Below are 16,890 nucleotides of genomic sequence, written 5' to 3'. Positions count from 1 at the left end.
CAGTGAAGCAGTGCATCTATCGGACGGAAAGGTACGAGGACTTCTTGCCGATTGTCAACGAGGCACGATCGGGTGCGCTAGGGATCTCTAGTTTCCTTGCCAAGGTCCCAGCGCTTACGGATGATTGATCGCGACGATCACGCCGGAAGGAGCAATGTTACGAATCTCGACGAAGGACGTGCCGTCGGCGCGTCGCGTGATTGGAAGCTGTGATCCAACCGGATGAGCTATTCCCACGGACGTTCCACTTCCCGCTTCCATACTGTTCGCAACAACCGTGAGCGTCGAACCCTCCGGGTTCAGATCCGCATCCACCACCACATCGCCGCCTCGAACTTGCGTCCCATGGGCATTCATCACGCATAAGGCTTCTTCATCACTGAGAATTCTCGACCATGCGACGAGTTCACCCGGCCCTCGAAAGAGAAATGGCCCATTGAATAGCGAGATCGGCCGCGAGTATTGCCGCCCCACCCGCAACACCGGGAATTGTGCGCGAACTGCCGTGAGCGCTGCAATCCTGCGATAGGTGTGAAAATGAGGGTCGAAGCAGTGTGCGCCTGCCGTCCCAAATGGACCGAAACCTGGAAGGCTCTGGTCGAGACCATTGGTCGCTGACAAGCCTGCACGTCCAGGGGCTCGAGGATGCTCCGGGCCGAACATGGTCTCGCGCAGATACCGGTCGGCATAGTCGCCGCCCTTCCAGCCGGGGAGAAACCGACGCTCGGACTCTTCCGGCCCGGCGAAGGATTGTTCTGTTCCATAGTACACGCATGGAATGCCCAGCGTGAACAACTGCAGCGCCACGCCGGCAACCACTTGCTCTTCCGACGCCGCTTCGCTGGAGAAGCGGATCTTTTGGCCAAAGACATGGTCGTGGTCATCCAAGATGGAGACATGCCGTTGGCCGATATTCCGATGTGATCCCATCTCTGCGTTGCCCGCGTCGAAGCCGTCGAAGTATGCCTGTGGAGAGTCCAGCCCTTTGGCGACCTCATGAAGCGCAATCCGCATCTCGCCGATATCCAACGCCGCATCAAGGTTTCGTCCAAGTACATCCAGGTAGCGATCCTGCGCAAAGTCGCCCCCGGCCACTTCACCGACCAGCAGGAAATTGGCCTTGCCAAGATTGGCGGCAAACTCCTTGATCGCACCACAGAAATTCCGTCCTTCTTCGAACGACACATGCTTCAAGGTATCGATGCGAAAACCATCGCAGTCAGTGAGGGCGATCCAGTAGCGATAACACGCAGCCAGGTGATCGAGCACTCCGCGCGAGCTGAGCCCGAAGTCTCGCAAGGTAAAAAAATCTGTTCGCTTATGTTCCGCGTTGGGGTCGTCCAGACTGCCGGCCCCGAGATTTCCCATGCCCGCTCTGGTGTAGCAATCGATGGCCTGCAGTTCAGTCGGCCAAACACCGGTTTCAAGGTCCGTGATGGTGTCACCGATCTCCTCACCCGTTCGTCCCAACCAGGAACCAAAGGCGTAGCGATCCGGAAACGGTTTGTATGGAGGCTCTTGAACACCTCCCGGATAGACCCAATTGAACCCGGAATGGTTGAAAATAATGTCAAGGATGATGCGGATGCCGTGCGAGTGGGCGGCTTCGACCAGCGCAACCAGATCGTTCCTGGTTCCGAATCGAGGATCTACATCTAAGAAATGCTGAATCCCATAGCCATGAAACGTGTCGAGGTGCCCGCGCTGTTTGAACACGGGACTCAACCACAGCGTGGTGACACCCAAGTCATGCAGATAGCCGAGCTTGGACGATACACCGCTGAGCGTTCCTCCCTGCCATCGATGCGCACCCGATTCGGCCCAGCGATCCCACCGCCACGATTGCCCATCATGCCCTTGAGGTCGAAACGACGAACGACGGCTCCGATCGAGAAGCGGTCTGGATGATTCTTTCCCATCGCTGAACCGATCGACGAGGAGAAAGTAGAGGACCTCGTCGCGCCAATCGCCAGGTGAGGTGTGAAAACGCTGACGCCGGGGAAAACTGACATCACTGAGGTTTTGAGGTATTGGCCGGCTGAGGATTGTTTGCGCCGCGGGGGGTGGCATACGTTTCTGACCCGTTTTGCCGGGAGATTCTTCTCTTGCTGCCTTCGTAGGGACAGTGTATGTATCCACCGACCGAAAGTCCAGGTCGTACCTCTCGTCGTTTCTGCCAAGTCGGACGAAGATGCCGAAAGCTTTCTGCCTCCAACATGTTCCCTTCGAAGGTCCCGGAGCGTTCGCAACGGCCCTCGCCAAGCGCGGCGTGAGCCTTGAATATTCTCTTGTCCCGAAGGATGGCGTGCCCAAAGATGCGGGGGACTTGCTGATCGTCATGGGCGGTCCGATGTCGGTGAATGATCCGGGAATGTGGATCCATGAAGAAACCGACTTCATCAGAGCTGCGCTTCACGCTGGTAAGCCGGTGATCGGGGTGTGCTTGGGAAGCCAGTTCATGGCCAAAGCGCTTGGCTCCTCCATCCGACCTGGCAAGGCCTTGGAAATCGGCATGACACCTGTTCGCCTGACTGATGAGGGGAAACAGGATCCCGTGTTTGGGACGGGTCCCGAGGCTTTCGACGTCTTCGAATGGCACGGTGAGATCTTTGATCTGCCAAAAGACTGTGTGCCTTTGGCGGGATCCGAGATTGCGCCCTTGCAGGCATTTCGGTATGGGGATCGTGCGTATGGCCTTCTGTTCCATTTGGAGATGGAGGAAGGCGGAATCGATTCGTTATGCCGTGAATGTGCCCAGGATTTGATGAAAGCGCGTCTTACGGCTCCTCAAGTGAAAGCAACGGCAGTTCCTCACCTTTCCCCATCGCATGCTGTAGCGGACCGGCTTGTTGCCCACCTACTGAATTCCGCACGTTGATTGCCGACGCTGCGCTGAAGTAACCTAGCATCTTGATTCAACTGACTCAGAGCAGCCGCTAGACCTCCGGTTGAACCCCGATCGTCGTCAGCTGGCTGATACGCATGAAAGGAGCGAGACCATAATGGCCGGTTTCCCGATTGAAGTCGCGACGCGCATCAAGACCTTACCGCCGTACCTCTTTGCCGCTATCGACAAAATGAAGCAAGAGGCCATCGCCCGCGGAGTCGATATCATCAATCTCGGTATCGGCGATCCTGATTTGCCCACGCCGGCCCCAATTATCGACAGTTTGGCCGCAGCAGCCAAGAACCCCAAACACCACCAATATCCCTCCTATGAAGGGATGTTGTCCTTCAGGAAAGCCGTGGCTGGCTGGTACAAACAACGTTTCAATGTGACGCTCGATGCCGCCAACGAAGTTCTGACTTTGATCGGCTCGAAGGAAGGGATCGGACACATTCATCTGGCCTTTGTCGATCCCGGCGATGTCGTGCTGGTTCCGAGTCCGGGCTATCCGGTGTATCCCGTCGGCACCGGTTTTTCGGGGGGCGTGTCTCACTTCATGCCGCTGACGAAAGCGAACGGGTTCCTGCCGGATCTGAATGCCATTCCCAAGGACGTGGCCAAGAAAGCCAAGCTGATGTGGCTCAATTCGCCGAACAATCCCACCTCGGTGATTATGACCAAGGACTACTTCAAGCGCGTCGTGGATTTCGCCCAGGAACACCAGGTCATCGTGTGCCATGATGCGGCCTATTCAGAGATTTACTACGACGGGCGTCGGCCGACGAGCTTCATGGAGGTTGACGGCGCAAAGGATGTGGGAGTCGAGTTCCATTCGCTTTCCAAGACGTACAACATGACCGGATGGCGCATCGGCTTTGCCGTCGGCAATAAAGATGTCTTGGGCGGACTGGGCAAGGTGAAGAGCAATCTGGACTCCGGCTGTTTTGAGGCGGTTCAAGAAGCCGGCATTACGGCCTTGGGCCTGGACGATTCTGTCACCGACAGCTTGAGAAAAACATACCAAGATCGTCGAGACACGCTGATCCCCGGCCTCAAGAACTTGGGGTTAGAAGTGAATCCGCCGCCGGCGGCGTTCTATGTGTGGGTGACGGTCCCGAAGGGCTATACGTCGACCTCGTTTACTGCGCATTTGTTGGAAAAGGCCGGGATCGTGACAACGCCCGGCAATGGGTTCGGAGCCCCAGGGGAGGGGTACATCCGCATGACGCTCTGCACATCCAAAGAACGGTTGGCGGAAGCGGTGGAACGGATTAAGAAGGCAGGTTTCTGATCTTGTCGTTCGTGAGGCGTCGTTCGCGTTCTGACGATTCCCGAACACGCGTCACGAGATACGCCCATGAAAGAGACCGTCTTCATCGGATTCGGGTCGAATGCCGGCGATCGAGTCGATTTTTGCGATCGGGCCGTGACGTTGCTGAGTCTCCTGCCGCATTCACGGCTCAGTGGCGTCTCACTGCTCTATGAGACGGAACCGGTTCGCGACGGGACCGATCCTGGCGAGGAGTGGTTTCTCAACGGGGTGGTTCAGCTTGAAACCGACATTACGCCGCGGAGTCTCCTCACGATGCTTCAGGAGATCGAGCGTGCCCTCGGACGGGATGATGACTGTCGATCCGGACCTCGCACGATGGATCTGGACATTCTCTTCTATGGTCAACGTGTGATCAATGAACCGGGTTTGACGATCCCGCATCCTCGTCTCCATCAACGACGCTTCGTCCTCATGCCTCTGAATGAGCTCGATCCGCTCTGGGTCCATCCAACGCTCAAACACTCGGCGGCTCAGTTACTGGCAGAGACCAAAGATCAGTCGCAAGCGTCTCTGCTCTTCCCCCAGCCTTCAACGAGATACGGTTCGCGTCCAGCCTGTAGTTCACCATCCGACACATGAAGATCATTCGTTCCCCCACTGCCATGGCAGCCTGGAGCGAGCGATTCAGGCGAGAAGGAGTGAAGATCGGGTTGGTGCCGACCATGGGGGCGTTGCACGAAGGCCATCGGGCGCTCATTCGAGCAGCGCGATTGCGATGCGATGCCCTCGTGGTCAGTATCTTCGTGAATCCCACGCAATTCGGTCCTCAGGAAGATTTCACCAGATACCCGCGTCCCATCACGCGCGATCGTGCGTTATGCAAACGGGAAGGTGTCGATGTCTGCTTTGAACCCTCTGCCACTGCCATGTACCCGACGGGATTTCAAACCTCGGTGATGCTGCCAGCCATTGCTCGCCGGTGGGAAGGGGAGGTGCGCCCCCATCATTTTCCCGGTGTGGCGACGGTCGTGACGAAACTCTTCGGAATCGTCCGTCCTCAGCTCGCACTCTTTGGCCAGAAGGATATTCAGCAATCGGCGCTGGTTCAACAGCTGGTGATAGACCTGAATCTCGGTGTTCAGATTGTCGTGTATCCGACAGTGCGTGAGAAGGATGGACTGGCGATGAGCTCGCGCAATGTTTATCTTTCGCCGGACGAACGGGTGCGTGCCTCCACGTTGTATGAAGGTCTTCGTGCGGGAGCCCAGGCCATCCGGAAGGGCGTCATTGGTGGAGAAGCTGTGCGGTCAGCGATGGCTCAGATTATCAAAGACGAACCAATGTTGACGATCGACTATCTGGCGGTCTGCGATCCCGCAACCCTTGAACCGCTTTCGACAGTCACGCAGAAGGCGGTCTTGCTTGGAGCTGTGCGTCTCGGCTCCGTGCGCCTTATTGACAATCTGCTGGTGGCCGCTCCACGAAGGCCTTCCACGCGTCTCGAGAGATCCTCACGAGAACAGGTGTAGGTTGGCGCTTTGTCCAACCAGCAAGCTCAGGATGACCTGGCTGAGGCGGTTCTTGTCTTCTCCCACCATTTCAAGGAAGCGGATGCCCATCGACTCCTGGCGAGAAGAACACACCATGGCCGTCTCGATCTTGATAGGCTCTTCGTCGGAAGCGGGCTTGATGACCAACTCAACAAACGTCCCCTGAGGCAACGTTGTCGATGTCTCAAGAGTGCACCCACCCATGGAGATATCTGTCACGCGGTTGTCCATCCGCACGGCGGACTCTGAGAGAAGGTTCGCACGGAACGACACGGCCAATCGTTTGTATTGCCGGCGATCCGTGACCGACTTTTGATCGGGTGCATGGCTCCGAAAGACTCGGAAGCGCGTGGTACAGAGTTGACACCGGAATGGGAATATCCCGAAGCGGTTCAATATCCGCTCCATGGTTCCTTCGTCATAAATCACACGGACGAAGGGGGTTCCACAACTTGGGCAGCGCGGGTCTCTCATGAATTTCGAGGAGAACCGGCCTCGTCATGAGCAGATATTTGCCCCGCCAGCAGGCGCTCCCGTTGAGTCTCCACAATCGATTCGATGTCGGCGGGCGAGTAGGTGGGGGGTTTCACCCATTTCCCATCAGCCCGCTTATAACCGCCGACTTTGCTGAGGTTCGATCGATGCACCTCCTGGAACACCGGCTCCATATCGATTCCGTAGGAAACCGCGGTCCCATAGGTGACATAGAGGAGGTCCGCCATTTCTTTTGCCACGGCGGCGAGATTTCCGGTGGCCATCGCTTCTTTCAACTCATCGAACTCTTCCTGAATAAGACGGACACGAAGTTGTTTGGTGTCTTCGTTCAGATCGGTCGGGATCGTCCGTACCAAAATCTCGAACTTGCTATGAAATGCTTCAACCATGGCTTGTTGGTCAGTCATGCTTGCTCCTTCATTCAATATCAAACGGCAAGCTCTTGCGTGGAACGACCGCCGTCGGCTCAAGGATGGGGATGTCCTTCTCAGACGACACTCCCAATTCTTTGAATCGCCGCGCAGCCGGGAGAATCCGTGTCTCAAGGGAACCGACGGCGCGGTTATACGCCGACACGCTCTTGCCGAGGGCTTGTCCTACATCGTTCATATGTTCCGTCAGCACCGCCATGCGTTCGTACAATTCTTTGCCGAGCCGGCCGGCTTCTTCGGCATGGGCGTTCAGTTGCTCTTGCCGCCATCCGTATGCAACCGCACGAAGCAAGGCGATCAGCGTCGCCGGCGTGGCCAACACAATACCGCGCGCAAATCCCTCTTCAATGAGATGAGGGTCCTGATCCAACGCCGCTCCGAGAAACTGCTCACCAGGAAGGAACAACACGACAAATTCCGGCGCATGCTCGAACTGCGTCCAATAGGCTTTCAGCGACAGTTCATCCATACGGCTCTTGACCTGAGCGGCATGGCGGCGCAAGGCTTCGGCCTGTTGGGTCTCGTTCTGAGCTTCATGGGCATCGAGGTAGGCCGAGAGGACGGTTTTGGCGTCCACGATGATCTGGCGCCCCCCCGGCAGCCGAACGACCATATCCGGCCGGAAACGGCCGTCGTCGCCGGTCACGGAGTGTTGCTCGACGAAATCGCAGTGCTCAACCATCCCAGCGAGCTCGGCCACTCGTTTCAACGTCAATTCGCCCCATTGGCCCCGTATGGTCGGAGCCCGCAAGGCCTTGACGAGGTTCCCGGTCTCCTGCTGCAACCGTTGCTGCGATTCCGCGAGTAATTTCAGATGGAGATCCAATCCCCCGTAGGCCGACTGGCGTGATTGTTCGAGCAGGCGCAGCTGCTCGTCATAGCGTTGAAGTGATTCGTGGAGCGGGCGAACCAAGGCGTCGATCGCTTGTTGTCGCTGCGCTAAATCTCCGTCGGCTTTGACGTGAAGGGTTTCAAACGACACGGTGGCAAGCTTCAAGAACGCCTCGTTGTTCTGCTTTAAGGCTTCGCCGGAGAGGGCCTGAAATGATTCCACAAGTTCATGACGTGTATGGTCGATCAGGGATTTTTGCTCCGTGAGCTGTCGTGCCGCTTCTTCCAAACGAGTTTCGGCGGTGACCCGGGCCCGCTGAGCTTCGGACAGTCTTTCGTGGAGGGAAGCGGCGGCAGCACGTTCTACGTCGAGCTGTGTTCGCAATTCATCGACGGTTGCTTCCGCTCTTTGAGACTGGGCGCGTAAGCGACCGGTAACCCAGAGCCCTACCAGCAGGCCGCCCAAGAGCAGTCCCGCCCCAAAGCCGGTGAAAAGTGGGATCATTTCAGTCATCGGATGATACCCCTGAAAACAGGAAACCCAATGAACTGAACTCCTGCATATAGTGTCAAAAGACGAGAATTGGCGGCAGACTACGCAAGGAATTGAAAAAGGTCAAGGAGCAGAAGGCCCCAATCAATTGGATCTAGTCGCTCCAACATCTGGCGATGGCAGGATGCAAATGGTTCCTGAGTCGGCATCGACCATGACGCATTGGCCATCCGAAAGATACCCCATCGCACCCTCGACATTCGCTATGGTTGGCAACCCATATTCGCGAGCGATGATGGCTCCGTGAGACAGGGTGCCGCCCATTTCCGCGATCAACCCTCCCGCAATGCCAAAGAGTGGCGCCATGCCCGGATCGATCACCGGAACCACCAGAACCTCGCCAGGCATCACGTTGCCCCAATCCGTCGGCGAGCGGATGATCCGAACCGGACCTGTTACGGATCCTGTGCTGATCGGCATGCCCGACATCATTCCGGAGCCGTCAAGCTGACCGGATGTGACACTTGATTCGTTCACGGATGCCCAGTCATGGATGGTGTCAGGGACCCCGACCGTTGCGTTATGCTCCCGTTCAGCTCTCCGTGCGTGGATCACGCTGTTCCAGTCTCTTGTGCCGCCGGTCAGAAGGTCAGTCCGATCGTTGATGGTCAAAAAAAAGATGTCGTCACGCTGGTCGAGCTGTCCGCGCGCCACCAAAATTTCCCCGAGACGCAGCAAGAGGGTGCGGATCGCCATTGAGTAATACATCAGATGGTGCCGATTGGCTTCACGTAGCGCGAAGAAGCGGCACAGTCTGCGATAACACCACAAGAAGACAGCCCATCGATCGAGGCGCCAGCCGAGTCGGTGTTTGATTTGGGCCAGCGAAGCGGCTCTCGTTTTCTCCTGACGCGAGAGAATGGTTTCCCGTGAAGGACAGCCGGAGATCAGCTGGACACGCAGAATAGCGAGAATTGATTCCGGGTTATCGGCGAGACGGGGAGACATGACGTCCGATTCGCCGACTCCCCGATGGCCATAGTTCTCCAAATACGAGTCGAAAACATGCAGAAACTTGGTGCCGGCGAGAGCCGATCGAAATTTCGAAGGTTCCCATGATTCCGATGTGAGAAATGCTCCGGTTAGCGGCTCCTCTCGGGCGATGTCCACGAGCTCAGCGAGGCGCACGATCTGCTGCGCGCTGATCACAGTCCCTTGTCCTTGGAGAGCGGCGTTCAACAAGCCTCGCCAGTCCGGGCCGAGCCAGCGAGGCAGGAGTTGGCTGAAAATCTGTAAGCACTGCCCAACCCCTCCCGCGATGCCGAATGTCACTTCACGGCCCTCAAGCCAGGGACCGAGCTTGTCGAGCTGAGGGACGAGTTCCTCCATGGAAAGATGTAGAATACGATCATAACGATACGTTGCGGCCAGCGCTTTCATTTCTTCGAACAATCGCGGGCCTGACCGTTCGACTCGCTGCATCTCCGCCCACATCATGAATCCTGCCCGAACAAAGGCCAGCCCTTTGAGCGGCTGCACCTGTGGCAAGGTTTGCAGCGGTTCACCGCCCATTTGTTCGGTGTTCAGTGAAGGGTCTCCACGAAGCTGAGCCACCAAAATATGGAAGAGAGTAACATTCAAGTACGGGCGCCCGTTCAGCACACGGACGGACGTGAGTCCATGAGGGACGCGGCATCCAAGTCTTCGATAATGAGCGACGATATACGCGTCCATGAATCGTTCAAGAAACGAGAGGCTCAACGGACTCGGCAGTTCAGGCAGTGTCTCTTTGAAGTTGGTGCGCGACCATTCGCAGTCATCATTGGTGAGATCGGATGAGGGCCGGACGGTGGTAATTGGTCGGGCTTGGAGGAGCCATAATTGACGGGCATCGAATGCCCATTCGAGATCCACTGGGCGTCCGTAGGCCTGTTCTATTTGTTTGGCCGCCTGTGCGAGAGAAAACAGCTGAGCATCTGTCAGCGACGATCGCCTTTGGCTGGCATCGTCGAGAGGTTCGGTGCGCAATCCATCACTCGAAATCAACAACCGCTCGGACTTCCGAGCTAGGATGCGTCGGCGAATCCGAACCGGTTGCCCTTCGTCGGTCATCTCTACCACATACTGGTCCGGCGCGGCCGTGCCGTCGACCAGCGGCGCGGCGAGCCCGGGAACCGCGTTAATCGTCACCTGATTGGTTCGTCCTGTCACGGGGTGAATGGAATAGGCCACGCCGCCCGTCTGTGCCTCGATCATTGGTTGAATGACCACGGCCATTCTTGGAGCGGTTTGGTGGCTCTGCCGAGCCATGTAACTCACCACGCGTTCTTCCCAAACCGAGGCCCAAAGGTCCTTGAGCGCGGCATCAATTTCTGAAGGAGCGACGCCGAGGTGGGTGCGATAGAGTCCGGCGAAACTGGTCTGACCCGAGTCCTCGTTCGTGGCTGACGACCGGACGGCCCAGCGTGCATTCGATGGCCGGCCGAGAGTCTGGAGAGTTGTCAGCCATTGAGCGCCAAGGTGGGACGTCTCTGCCAGTTTGATGCGATCTCGGCAGCCGGCCAGGGCCGATGATCGTTCATGTCCCGACAAGGCGCAGACCTTTTGCCATTCTTCCGTATCTATGAAGCCTGACGCGCAGAGGCTCTGTGCGTATGCCTCCGTCGTGATGCAAAATCCTTGAGGGACTGACAAGCCGGTCGCGATGAGCTGGCGGAGCCCAACGGCCTTTCCACCTGTGAGATCGAGAGCATTACACTCAGACAGCGGAAGGATGAAGGGACGCGTCATGGGGTGCGATAGTAACTAGAGAAGAAGGAGAAGGTAAAGGTCATTGACGTTCGTTCCAGTGGGACCGGTATGGATATGACAGCGGAGGGTTTTCAGGGCAGGATAAGTGTCATGTCGTTTCAGTGCCAAGCGGAGATTCACACCGACTTGCTTGGCCAATAGAACCGTTTCTCCGTTGACGATCCCGCCGGCCGCATCGGTCGGCCCGTCGGTTCCATCGGTGCCTAATGCCACGACCCAGGTGTGTGGAAGGCCGGCGATCTCCAATGCGGCCGCCGTGGCGAATTCCTGGGCTCTCCCGCCCGTCCCGCTGCCCGTGACCGTCACCGTGGTCTCACCTCCCGCTATCACGCAGCATGGCCGCCTCAAAAGGCCTTTTCCCACAACAATTGAGTTGAGGAGATTGGTCAGCTGCTTCACGGCCGTGCGCGCTTCACCCGTGATCGCGGTAGGAAGGAGTTTGGTGTGGAGACCTGCCCTTTTTGCAGTGCTCGCGACGGCTTCGAGCATCATCTGATTATTGCCGATGAAGTGATGATGCACGGAGCGCAAGCGTCGTGAACCAGGCTTCATGGTCTCAGCGACGGTCCCCTTCTGCCCTTGTTGCATATGGGTCCGGACGGCTGTTGGTACGGCATGCCACATTCTATACCGTTGCAAGACGCCTATAGCCTCGGCAAAGGTTGACGGATCAGCTACTGTGGGGCCGGAACCGATGGAACCGAGATCATCCCCAATGACGTCCGAAAGGATGAGCGTGACGATCCTCGCACGGGTGGAAGCGGCCAGCCCGCCCCCTTTTGTCAGTGAAAGATGCTTTCTGACAACATTGATCTCGTTGATGGTTGCACCGCTCCGCAGCAGCAATCGCGTGGTACGTTGCTTATCGGTAAGAGTGACGCCAGGAACGGGAGCCGGGAGCAGGCTTGATGCCCCTCCCGACAGTAAAACGAACAGGAGATCCCGAGGCGTAAGATCATGGATCAGGCCCAGGAGCCGCTTCGTGGCATGAAGACCCGCCTGATCAGGAATCGGATGGCCGGCCTCGAGAACCACGATCCGCCTTGTAGGGAGTTTGTGACCGGTCTTGACGACGACTAGTCCATCATCCACTCTTGGTCCAAGAGCCTGTTCCAATGCCTGGGCCATCCTAGCCGATGCCTTGCCGGCACCGACTGCTATCACTCGGTCCACGCGTGAGAGGTCATAGGTCCGACGCCCTACTCGCAATGAGTGTTCGTCGACCGAGACACTGTTGAGCAGGGTTTCGTAGGGATCGGCCGCCTTAAGCCCAGCCGCGATCAACTTCTGAAGGAGTGGTCGGGCAGGAGAGGGGGGAAGACGAAGCCGCATGGGTATGAATGCTATGGAGTCTTTTCCTGTTTGAAGCACCGACTGGGACAGGTTTGCCTGGGCACGCGGATTTGATAGGTGCCATGAGGGAGCACATCTTTCTTGAATTCCGGATTCAACATCTTGAGCTCGAGCAAATAGGTGCCGAATTCCTCGGCGATCGAGGTTAATGCACGCTGAGATTCTTTCACGTTGACCGTGATAGTTTCTGTCTCGAGCGGCATGTACAGGTCCTTCTTGGTCAGTCCCAGGTACTTCTCAGGTTGGGAGTAGATTTCTTTTGCGGCAATGATACGAGGGACATAGCGCATGGTCTCGCGCGGGCCGTGCATCTTCCAATAGTCGGAAATTTTTTGTTCCTTAAGCAATTTGCGGACTCGCTCCTCGCCGGCATTATAGGAGGCCATTGCCAAGAACCAGTCATTATCCTGGAACTCTTTGAGATACTTCAGATATTTGACAGCTGCCTCAGTCGACATTTCGAGATTCCGACGCTCGTCTCGGACCGCGTCGCTCTTGAGCCGATATCGGCGACCTGTAGAGGGGATGAACTGCCAGGGGCCGGAGGCTTTGGCTTTCGAGTAGGCGGCTGAGATGCATTTGCTTTCGACCAACAACATATACTTGAGATCATCCGGCAGACCGGTTTCTGCCAGCTGTTTTTCTGCGGGAGGGAAGCAACGCCCGGTACGTTTGGCGAGAATGATGCTTTCGCCTTGATCTTCCAAAAATTGGTAGAACTCGTATTCGATCCGCTCTCTCACTTGCCAGTTGTCCAAAGGAACCGGCACTCCCGCAAATGTGATCTTGTCGGGCAGTTTGAATGAGCTCAAAAAGAACCGCTCTCCCTCTCGTTTGATTTCAGGCAGAATGACCAGCCGGTCTTCTGGTTCGGGCTGCAGATCCAGTAAGTCGGGGACGAGAAGATCTTTCTCAGTCTCGGATTTCTGTCCGTTATTGTCGGTTGTATCCGACGCAGCCGGTGCTGACACGTGCATCAACAGTAGAGAGAACGCGATTCCGATTGCACAAAACCAGGCTCGCATACCACGGGTGATCATGCACCAGACTCCTTTTTGAAAAATCGGCTGTATCCCCCAAGAAACGCGAGGTTATGCTAACAGCTCGCAGAATTACCGGCAAGCAGAATAGGGATCTTGTTCGTGTTACACTGCGCCCCTTATGCGAACCTTGGCCGTCTTGAACGAGGCTATCAGCGACTGTACGGCCTGTCCTCGGTTAGTCATCTATCGACAGGTGATCGCACAAGAGAAACGGAAGCAGTACCGTGACTGGACCTATTGGGGTCGGCCGGTTCCCGGCTTCGGTGATCCCCAAGCGCGGCTCTATGTGCTTGGGCTCGCTCCTGCGGCACATGGGGGGAATCGGACGGGGCGAGTTTTCACCGGAGATCGGAGTGGAGATTGGCTGTATGACGCACTGTACCGGTATGGATTTGCCAACCAACCTTCTTCGACGCACCGAGACGACGGCTTATCATTGACGGATTGCTATATCGGCGCGACAGTACGTTGCGCCCCGCCGGAGAATAAACCTGCACCGGAAGAGTTTGAATGCTGCAGCCGATTCTTGGGAACGGAAATTCGTCTTCTCAAGAACCACCGCGTAGTGATTGTTCTGGGGAAGATTGCTTTCGATCATTACCTCAGGGCCTGCCGGAGGCAGGGTCACACCATAGCAATACCCCTCCCCAAGTTCGGACATGGTGTCACGTACCAGCTTCCCTGGGGCGTCACACTGCTCGGTTCCTATCACCCTAGCCAGCAGAATACGTTTACGGGAAAATTAACCCGCCCCATGTTTCACGCGGTATTCCGGAAGGCCAGGAAAGAAATAGAGTGTGCCTGAGAGGGCGTCCGGCCTGCACGGATCGGGGACCCGTCCAGGATCACTGCTCGTTTCTGCTTCCAAGACGCCTTATTGCTGGCCTTTGGCCTTCCAGTCATCGAGGAACTTTTTCAAGCCTGCATCGGTCAGTGGGTGTTTGAAGAGCGCCTGAAATATGTTGTAGGGCATCGTGCAAATGTGACCGCCGGCCAATGCCGCTTCGACCACGTGTTGCGGATGGCGGACACTCGCCACCAACACAAGGGTCTTGTAGTCATAATTCTTATAGATCGCCAGAATTTGTCGGATGAGTTCCATCCCGTTTGAGCTGATATCATCGAGCCGTCCTATAAACGGAGACACACACCAGGCACCGGCTTTGGCCGCCAGTAGCGCCTGTGTTGGTGAAAAACAGAGTGTCACGTTTACTCGAATTCCCTCAGCTGCCAGCCGCTTTGTGGCTTTCAGCCCCTCCGGAATCAGCGGACACTTGACCACGATATTCTTATGGATCTTGGCAAGTTCCTTGCCCTCCTTCACCATGGCATCCGCTTCCACGCTCACGACTTCGGCACTGATCGGCCCATCTACGATTTTGCATACCTCTTGTAGCATTTCCCTGAAGCTGCGCCCTTCCTTGACGACCAGGGAAGGATTCGTCGTTACACCGTCGAGCAAGCCGAGACTCGCGGCTTCATGGATTTCCTTGACGTTGGCTGTATCGAGATAGATTTTCATGGCGTTGTCCCTTTCCTAGAGAGGAGATATCGGTTTATATCATTATCCGTCATTCTATGAAGAACGCAACTGTGCTGCAACATGTTGACCAGAATGTTTGACAGGTTTCCCAGCAGGAGCTAAAATTTTTTGAATCACCTCGCCGCACTTTATGCATGGAGATATTGCGATGCAACGATTTGCCTGGTTACTCTTCTTCCTCCTCGTGGTGACGGCCTGCAGCGGCAATAACCCATACTTGGAAGCATCGCTTAAACCAGCTGAGCTTCAAGGAAAAGATAAGGGCTGGTTCGAGAAGAATTGGGGCGCTCCAGACGGCAAAGCTTCCCGATTTTTCGGCGGTGAAACCTGGACGTATTACCGCATTGCCGGGGGAAAATCAGGGCCGCCTTTCTTCAATTTCACTCCCAATCAATGTCAGATCACGCTCAAGTTCGACAAAGAAGAGAAGCTGTCCGACTATACCTATTCGGGCTGCTAGCCTGCCTGTAGCGATCCAGCTTGCACGGAATCTCCTCGCCGGAAAACCGAGGATCTGTTATACAATCCGCTGGCTCCGAAACGTCACCGCGCACTCTTGACTGCAGAAGCAAAACTCTCGTCCGCCGATCGTTTCGATCACGGCGATCCGCTTCGGGACGAATATGTGACAGACCGGATCCTCGATCATCTGATCTTGCTCCTGATCTTGCGTCTGAACCGTTGACCCTTCCCGACCCTCTTCGTCCGAACTCTTGAATCCACGAAACATTCGTCTGAGGAGGAGATAGAGAACGATTAGAAGTAAAACGGCGAGGAGCAATCTATACATAGTGGCCTACTGCAATGGCACCACAATCCTATGAGAGAGGTGGAAGTCTGTCAAGACAGACACCGGCGCTCCAGCAAAATACTATTGAGAGGAAATGCACAAATGACCCATAAACGTCGTGACCATTGGGACTCTTGTCAGTGTGATCCAGTACTTCAGGAGTATTGGCTTCCTTTTTCTATGGTGTTAAAGTGCGCCCATGAAAACATGTGACAAATGCCATGGCGCGATGTTACCGGAACGAGCAGTCGATCTGGATGCCGGACTGGCGATCACCGTATTTGCCTGTCTTAATTGTGGTCGTCGGAAAGCAGCAGATCAGGAACCTCGGCCGATCACGGCGCGACATTAATCCTTCCTGTCGAACCCCAAATCCTCACTATTTGACCAGCCGGATGGCTGCAGGTCGCTCATGACCGGAACAGCTCTACGCGCGCGGGTAATCGCTATATTCATTGAGAGAAGACTCGGCACTGGTTTCACTACCGTTAACGGCAGTGAAACCCTAAGACGCGAGGAATGTTGCAGAACAAACGACCGGCTGTTCAGATGATGAGATAAGGCTGAAGCCGGTCAACGAAGACTCAACACATCCATCATGTCGTATATGCCGGGCGGCTGACGGACAACCCATCTTGCGGCACGGAGGGCTCCGCGAGCGAACGTGTCTCGACTACTGGCTCGGTGAGTAACCTCGATTCGTTCTCCCATGCCGCCGAACAGCACGGTATGGTCGCCGACGATATCGCCGGCGCGAATAGTTTGCACACCGATTTCTCCCCTGGCTCGCTCGCCGACCAACCCCTTACGGGCGTAGACACCAACTTGGTTCAGGTCGCGATTCACGGAATGTGCGAGAACTTCGGCAATTTTCAGAGCCGTGCCGCTTGGTGCGTCTTTCTTCAGCCGGTGATGAGCTTCGATGACCTCAATGTCATAATCCTCGCCGAGTGTTCTGGCCATTTCGGCAATGACTTTGTAGATCAGGTTGATTCCAACACTCATGTTTGGAGAAAACACACACGGTATCTGCTGGGCTAAGGACTTCAACTCTTCGAGCTGAGTCGTTGAGAAGCCGGTCGTGCCGATCACCATTGCACGCCGATGGCGGACGATCGTCCGCATGTGTTCAAGAGTCGCTTCGGGTGCGGAAAAGTCGATCACAACTTCTCCTCGTCCCATCAAAGCGGAGAGATCGTCTGTGATGGGAACGTCGGCACGTCCTGCTCCGGCGGTTTCACCTGCATCTTGTCCCAGCGCCGGGTGACCTTTTCCTTCTAAAGCTCCAGCCAGCATCAAAGCAGTGGAGTCTTTGATCAGCGACACGAGTCGGCAGCCCATTCGGCCGGCCGCACCTGCAACGATGACTTTGATCATGACGACGTGCACC

Annotated in this window: 16 protein-coding genes; 6 read left to right on the top strand and 10 right to left on the bottom strand. The window is 56.1% G+C overall.

What is annotated here, in order from left to right; all coding sequences use genetic code 11:
* Positions 1-114: 114 nt before the first annotated feature.
* Positions 115-2,070: an alpha-amylase gene (locus H8K04_17560; GenBank protein ID UVT15585.1), complete on the bottom strand. Its 1,956-nt coding sequence runs from the start codon at positions 2,068-2,070 to the stop codon at positions 115-117.
* 121 nt (positions 2,071-2,191) lie between these two features.
* Here H8K04_17560 and H8K04_17555 point away from each other — a divergent pair, with 121 nt between their 5' ends.
* From H8K04_17555 to H8K04_17540, 4 genes are all read left to right on the top strand, one after another.
* Complete coding sequence (locus tag H8K04_17555; protein ID UVT15584.1) at positions 2,192-2,878, top strand: type 1 glutamine amidotransferase; 687 nt, start codon at positions 2,192-2,194, stop codon at positions 2,876-2,878.
* Positions 2,879-3,002: 124 nt separating this feature from the next.
* The gene (locus H8K04_17550; GenBank protein ID UVT15583.1) at positions 3,003-4,178 is read left to right on the top strand and encodes an LL-diaminopimelate aminotransferase; all 1,176 of its coding nucleotides are present in this window, start codon (positions 3,003-3,005) and stop codon (positions 4,176-4,178) included.
* 66 nt (positions 4,179-4,244) lie between these two features.
* The gene (gene folK, locus H8K04_17545) at positions 4,245-4,799 is read left to right on the top strand and encodes a 2-amino-4-hydroxy-6-hydroxymethyldihydropteridine diphosphokinase (protein UVT15582.1); all 555 of its coding nucleotides are present in this window, start codon (positions 4,245-4,247) and stop codon (positions 4,797-4,799) included.
* Positions 4,796-5,689 carry a pantoate--beta-alanine ligase gene (locus H8K04_17540; GenBank protein UVT15581.1) on the top strand — a complete coding sequence of 298 codons (894 nt, stop codon included), beginning with the start codon at positions 4,796-4,798 and terminating at the stop codon, positions 5,687-5,689. Before folK ends, H8K04_17540 begins: the two co-directional genes overlap by 4 nt.
* Here H8K04_17540 and H8K04_17535 read toward each other — a convergent pair.
* The 6 genes from H8K04_17535 to H8K04_17510 all read right to left on the bottom strand — a co-directional run bounded on the left by H8K04_17535 (position 5,672) and on the right by H8K04_17510 (position 13,164).
* Positions 5,672-6,118 carry a PilZ domain-containing protein gene (locus tag H8K04_17535; GenBank protein ID UVT15580.1) on the bottom strand — a complete coding sequence of 149 codons (447 nt, stop codon included), beginning with the start codon at positions 6,116-6,118 and terminating at the stop codon, positions 5,672-5,674. The two genes, H8K04_17540 and H8K04_17535, sit on opposite strands and share 18 nt — an antisense overlap.
* A gap of 62 nt (positions 6,119-6,180) precedes the next feature.
* The gene (locus H8K04_17530; GenBank protein UVT15579.1) at positions 6,181-6,612 is read right to left on the bottom strand and encodes a hypothetical protein; all 432 of its coding nucleotides are present in this window, start codon (positions 6,610-6,612) and stop codon (positions 6,181-6,183) included.
* Positions 6,613-6,622: 10 nt separating this feature from the next.
* A complete protein-coding gene (gene rmuC / locus H8K04_17525) occupies positions 6,623-7,972 on the bottom strand; it encodes a DNA recombination protein RmuC (protein ID UVT18033.1) in 1,350 nt (449 codons plus the stop codon).
* A gap of 132 nt (positions 7,973-8,104) precedes the next feature.
* Entirely contained in the window at positions 8,105-10,750 is a 2,646-nt protein-coding gene (locus H8K04_17520) for a hypothetical protein (protein ID UVT15578.1), read from the bottom strand.
* A 15-nt stretch (positions 10,751-10,765) separates the two neighbouring features.
* The gene (locus tag H8K04_17515; protein ID UVT15577.1) at positions 10,766-12,103 is read right to left on the bottom strand and encodes a glycerate kinase; all 1,338 of its coding nucleotides are present in this window, start codon (positions 12,101-12,103) and stop codon (positions 10,766-10,768) included.
* Positions 12,104-12,114: 11 nt separating this feature from the next.
* Positions 12,115-13,164 carry a lytic transglycosylase domain-containing protein gene (locus H8K04_17510; GenBank protein ID UVT15576.1) on the bottom strand — a complete coding sequence of 350 codons (1,050 nt, stop codon included), beginning with the start codon at positions 13,162-13,164 and terminating at the stop codon, positions 12,115-12,117.
* Positions 13,165-13,285: 121 nt separating this feature from the next.
* On the opposite strand from H8K04_17510, the gene H8K04_17505 reads away from it, so the two are divergent.
* The gene (locus H8K04_17505; protein ID UVT15575.1) at positions 13,286-13,972 is read left to right on the top strand and encodes a uracil-DNA glycosylase; all 687 of its coding nucleotides are present in this window, start codon (positions 13,286-13,288) and stop codon (positions 13,970-13,972) included.
* A gap of 69 nt (positions 13,973-14,041) precedes the next feature.
* Here H8K04_17505 and fsa read toward each other — a convergent pair whose 3' ends face one another.
* Positions 14,042-14,689 (bottom strand): fructose-6-phosphate aldolase, encoded by a 648-nt coding sequence (gene fsa, locus H8K04_17500; GenBank protein UVT15574.1) that lies wholly within the window; start codon positions 14,687-14,689, stop codon positions 14,042-14,044.
* A gap of 169 nt (positions 14,690-14,858) precedes the next feature.
* Here fsa and H8K04_17495 point away from each other — a divergent pair, with 169 nt between their 5' ends.
* Entirely contained in the window at positions 14,859-15,170 is a 312-nt protein-coding gene (locus H8K04_17495) for a hypothetical protein (GenBank protein UVT15573.1), read from the top strand.
* Positions 15,171-15,227: 57 nt separating this feature from the next.
* Here the strand turns inward: H8K04_17495 and H8K04_17490 are convergent, their stop codons facing one another.
* Both H8K04_17490 and dapB read right to left on the bottom strand, forming a co-directional pair.
* Complete coding sequence (locus tag H8K04_17490; protein UVT15572.1) at positions 15,228-15,500, bottom strand: hypothetical protein; 273 nt, start codon at positions 15,498-15,500, stop codon at positions 15,228-15,230.
* A gap of 573 nt (positions 15,501-16,073) precedes the next feature.
* Complete coding sequence (gene dapB, locus H8K04_17485; GenBank protein ID UVT15571.1) at positions 16,074-16,877, bottom strand: 4-hydroxy-tetrahydrodipicolinate reductase; 804 nt, start codon at positions 16,875-16,877, stop codon at positions 16,074-16,076.
* Positions 16,878-16,890: the final 13 nt, after the last annotated feature.

The sequence above is a fragment of the Nitrospira sp. genome (genome assembly GCA_024760525.1).
GTDB lineage: Bacteria > Nitrospirota > Nitrospiria > Nitrospirales > Nitrospiraceae > Nitrospira_D.
This window is presented reverse-complemented; position numbering and strand designations above follow the sequence as displayed.

What these genes read in the sequence shown, in the direction of transcription:
- H8K04_17560 (UVT15585.1), bottom strand. Translation starts at nt 2,070, where the DNA reads ATGCCACCCCCCGCGGCGCAAACAATCCTCAGCCGGCCAATACCTCAA.
- H8K04_17555 (UVT15584.1), top strand. Translation starts at nt 2,192, where the DNA reads ATGCCGAAAGCTTTCTGCCTCCAACATGTTCCCTTCGAAGGTCCCGGA.
- H8K04_17550 (UVT15583.1), top strand. Translation starts at nt 3,003, where the DNA reads ATGGCCGGTTTCCCGATTGAAGTCGCGACGCGCATCAAGACCTTACCG.
- folK (UVT15582.1), top strand. Translation starts at nt 4,245, where the DNA reads ATGAAAGAGACCGTCTTCATCGGATTCGGGTCGAATGCCGGCGATCGA.
- H8K04_17540 (UVT15581.1), top strand. Translation starts at nt 4,796, where the DNA reads ATGAAGATCATTCGTTCCCCCACTGCCATGGCAGCCTGGAGCGAGCGA.
- H8K04_17535 (UVT15580.1), bottom strand. Translation starts at nt 6,118, where the DNA reads ATGGAGCGGATATTGAACCGCTTCGGGATATTCCCATTCCGGTGTCAA.
- H8K04_17530 (UVT15579.1), bottom strand. Translation starts at nt 6,612, where the DNA reads ATGACTGACCAACAAGCCATGGTTGAAGCATTTCATAGCAAGTTCGAG.
- rmuC (UVT18033.1), bottom strand. Translation starts at nt 7,972, where the DNA reads ATGATCCCACTTTTCACCGGCTTTGGGGCGGGACTGCTCTTGGGCGGC.
- H8K04_17520 (UVT15578.1), bottom strand. Translation starts at nt 10,750, where the DNA reads ATGACGCGTCCCTTCATCCTTCCGCTGTCTGAGTGTAATGCTCTCGAT.
- H8K04_17515 (UVT15577.1), bottom strand. Translation starts at nt 12,103, where the DNA reads ATGCGGCTTCGTCTTCCCCCCTCTCCTGCCCGACCACTCCTTCAGAAG.
- H8K04_17510 (UVT15576.1), bottom strand. Translation starts at nt 13,164, where the DNA reads ATGATCACCCGTGGTATGCGAGCCTGGTTTTGTGCAATCGGAATCGCG.
- H8K04_17505 (UVT15575.1), top strand. Translation starts at nt 13,286, where the DNA reads ATGCGAACCTTGGCCGTCTTGAACGAGGCTATCAGCGACTGTACGGCC.
- fsa (UVT15574.1), bottom strand. Translation starts at nt 14,689, where the DNA reads ATGAAAATCTATCTCGATACAGCCAACGTCAAGGAAATCCATGAAGCC.
- H8K04_17495 (UVT15573.1), top strand. Translation starts at nt 14,859, where the DNA reads ATGCAACGATTTGCCTGGTTACTCTTCTTCCTCCTCGTGGTGACGGCC.
- H8K04_17490 (UVT15572.1), bottom strand. Translation starts at nt 15,500, where the DNA reads ATGTATAGATTGCTCCTCGCCGTTTTACTTCTAATCGTTCTCTATCTC.
- dapB (UVT15571.1), bottom strand. Translation starts at nt 16,877, where the DNA reads ATGATCAAAGTCATCGTTGCAGGTGCGGCCGGCCGAATGGGCTGCCGA.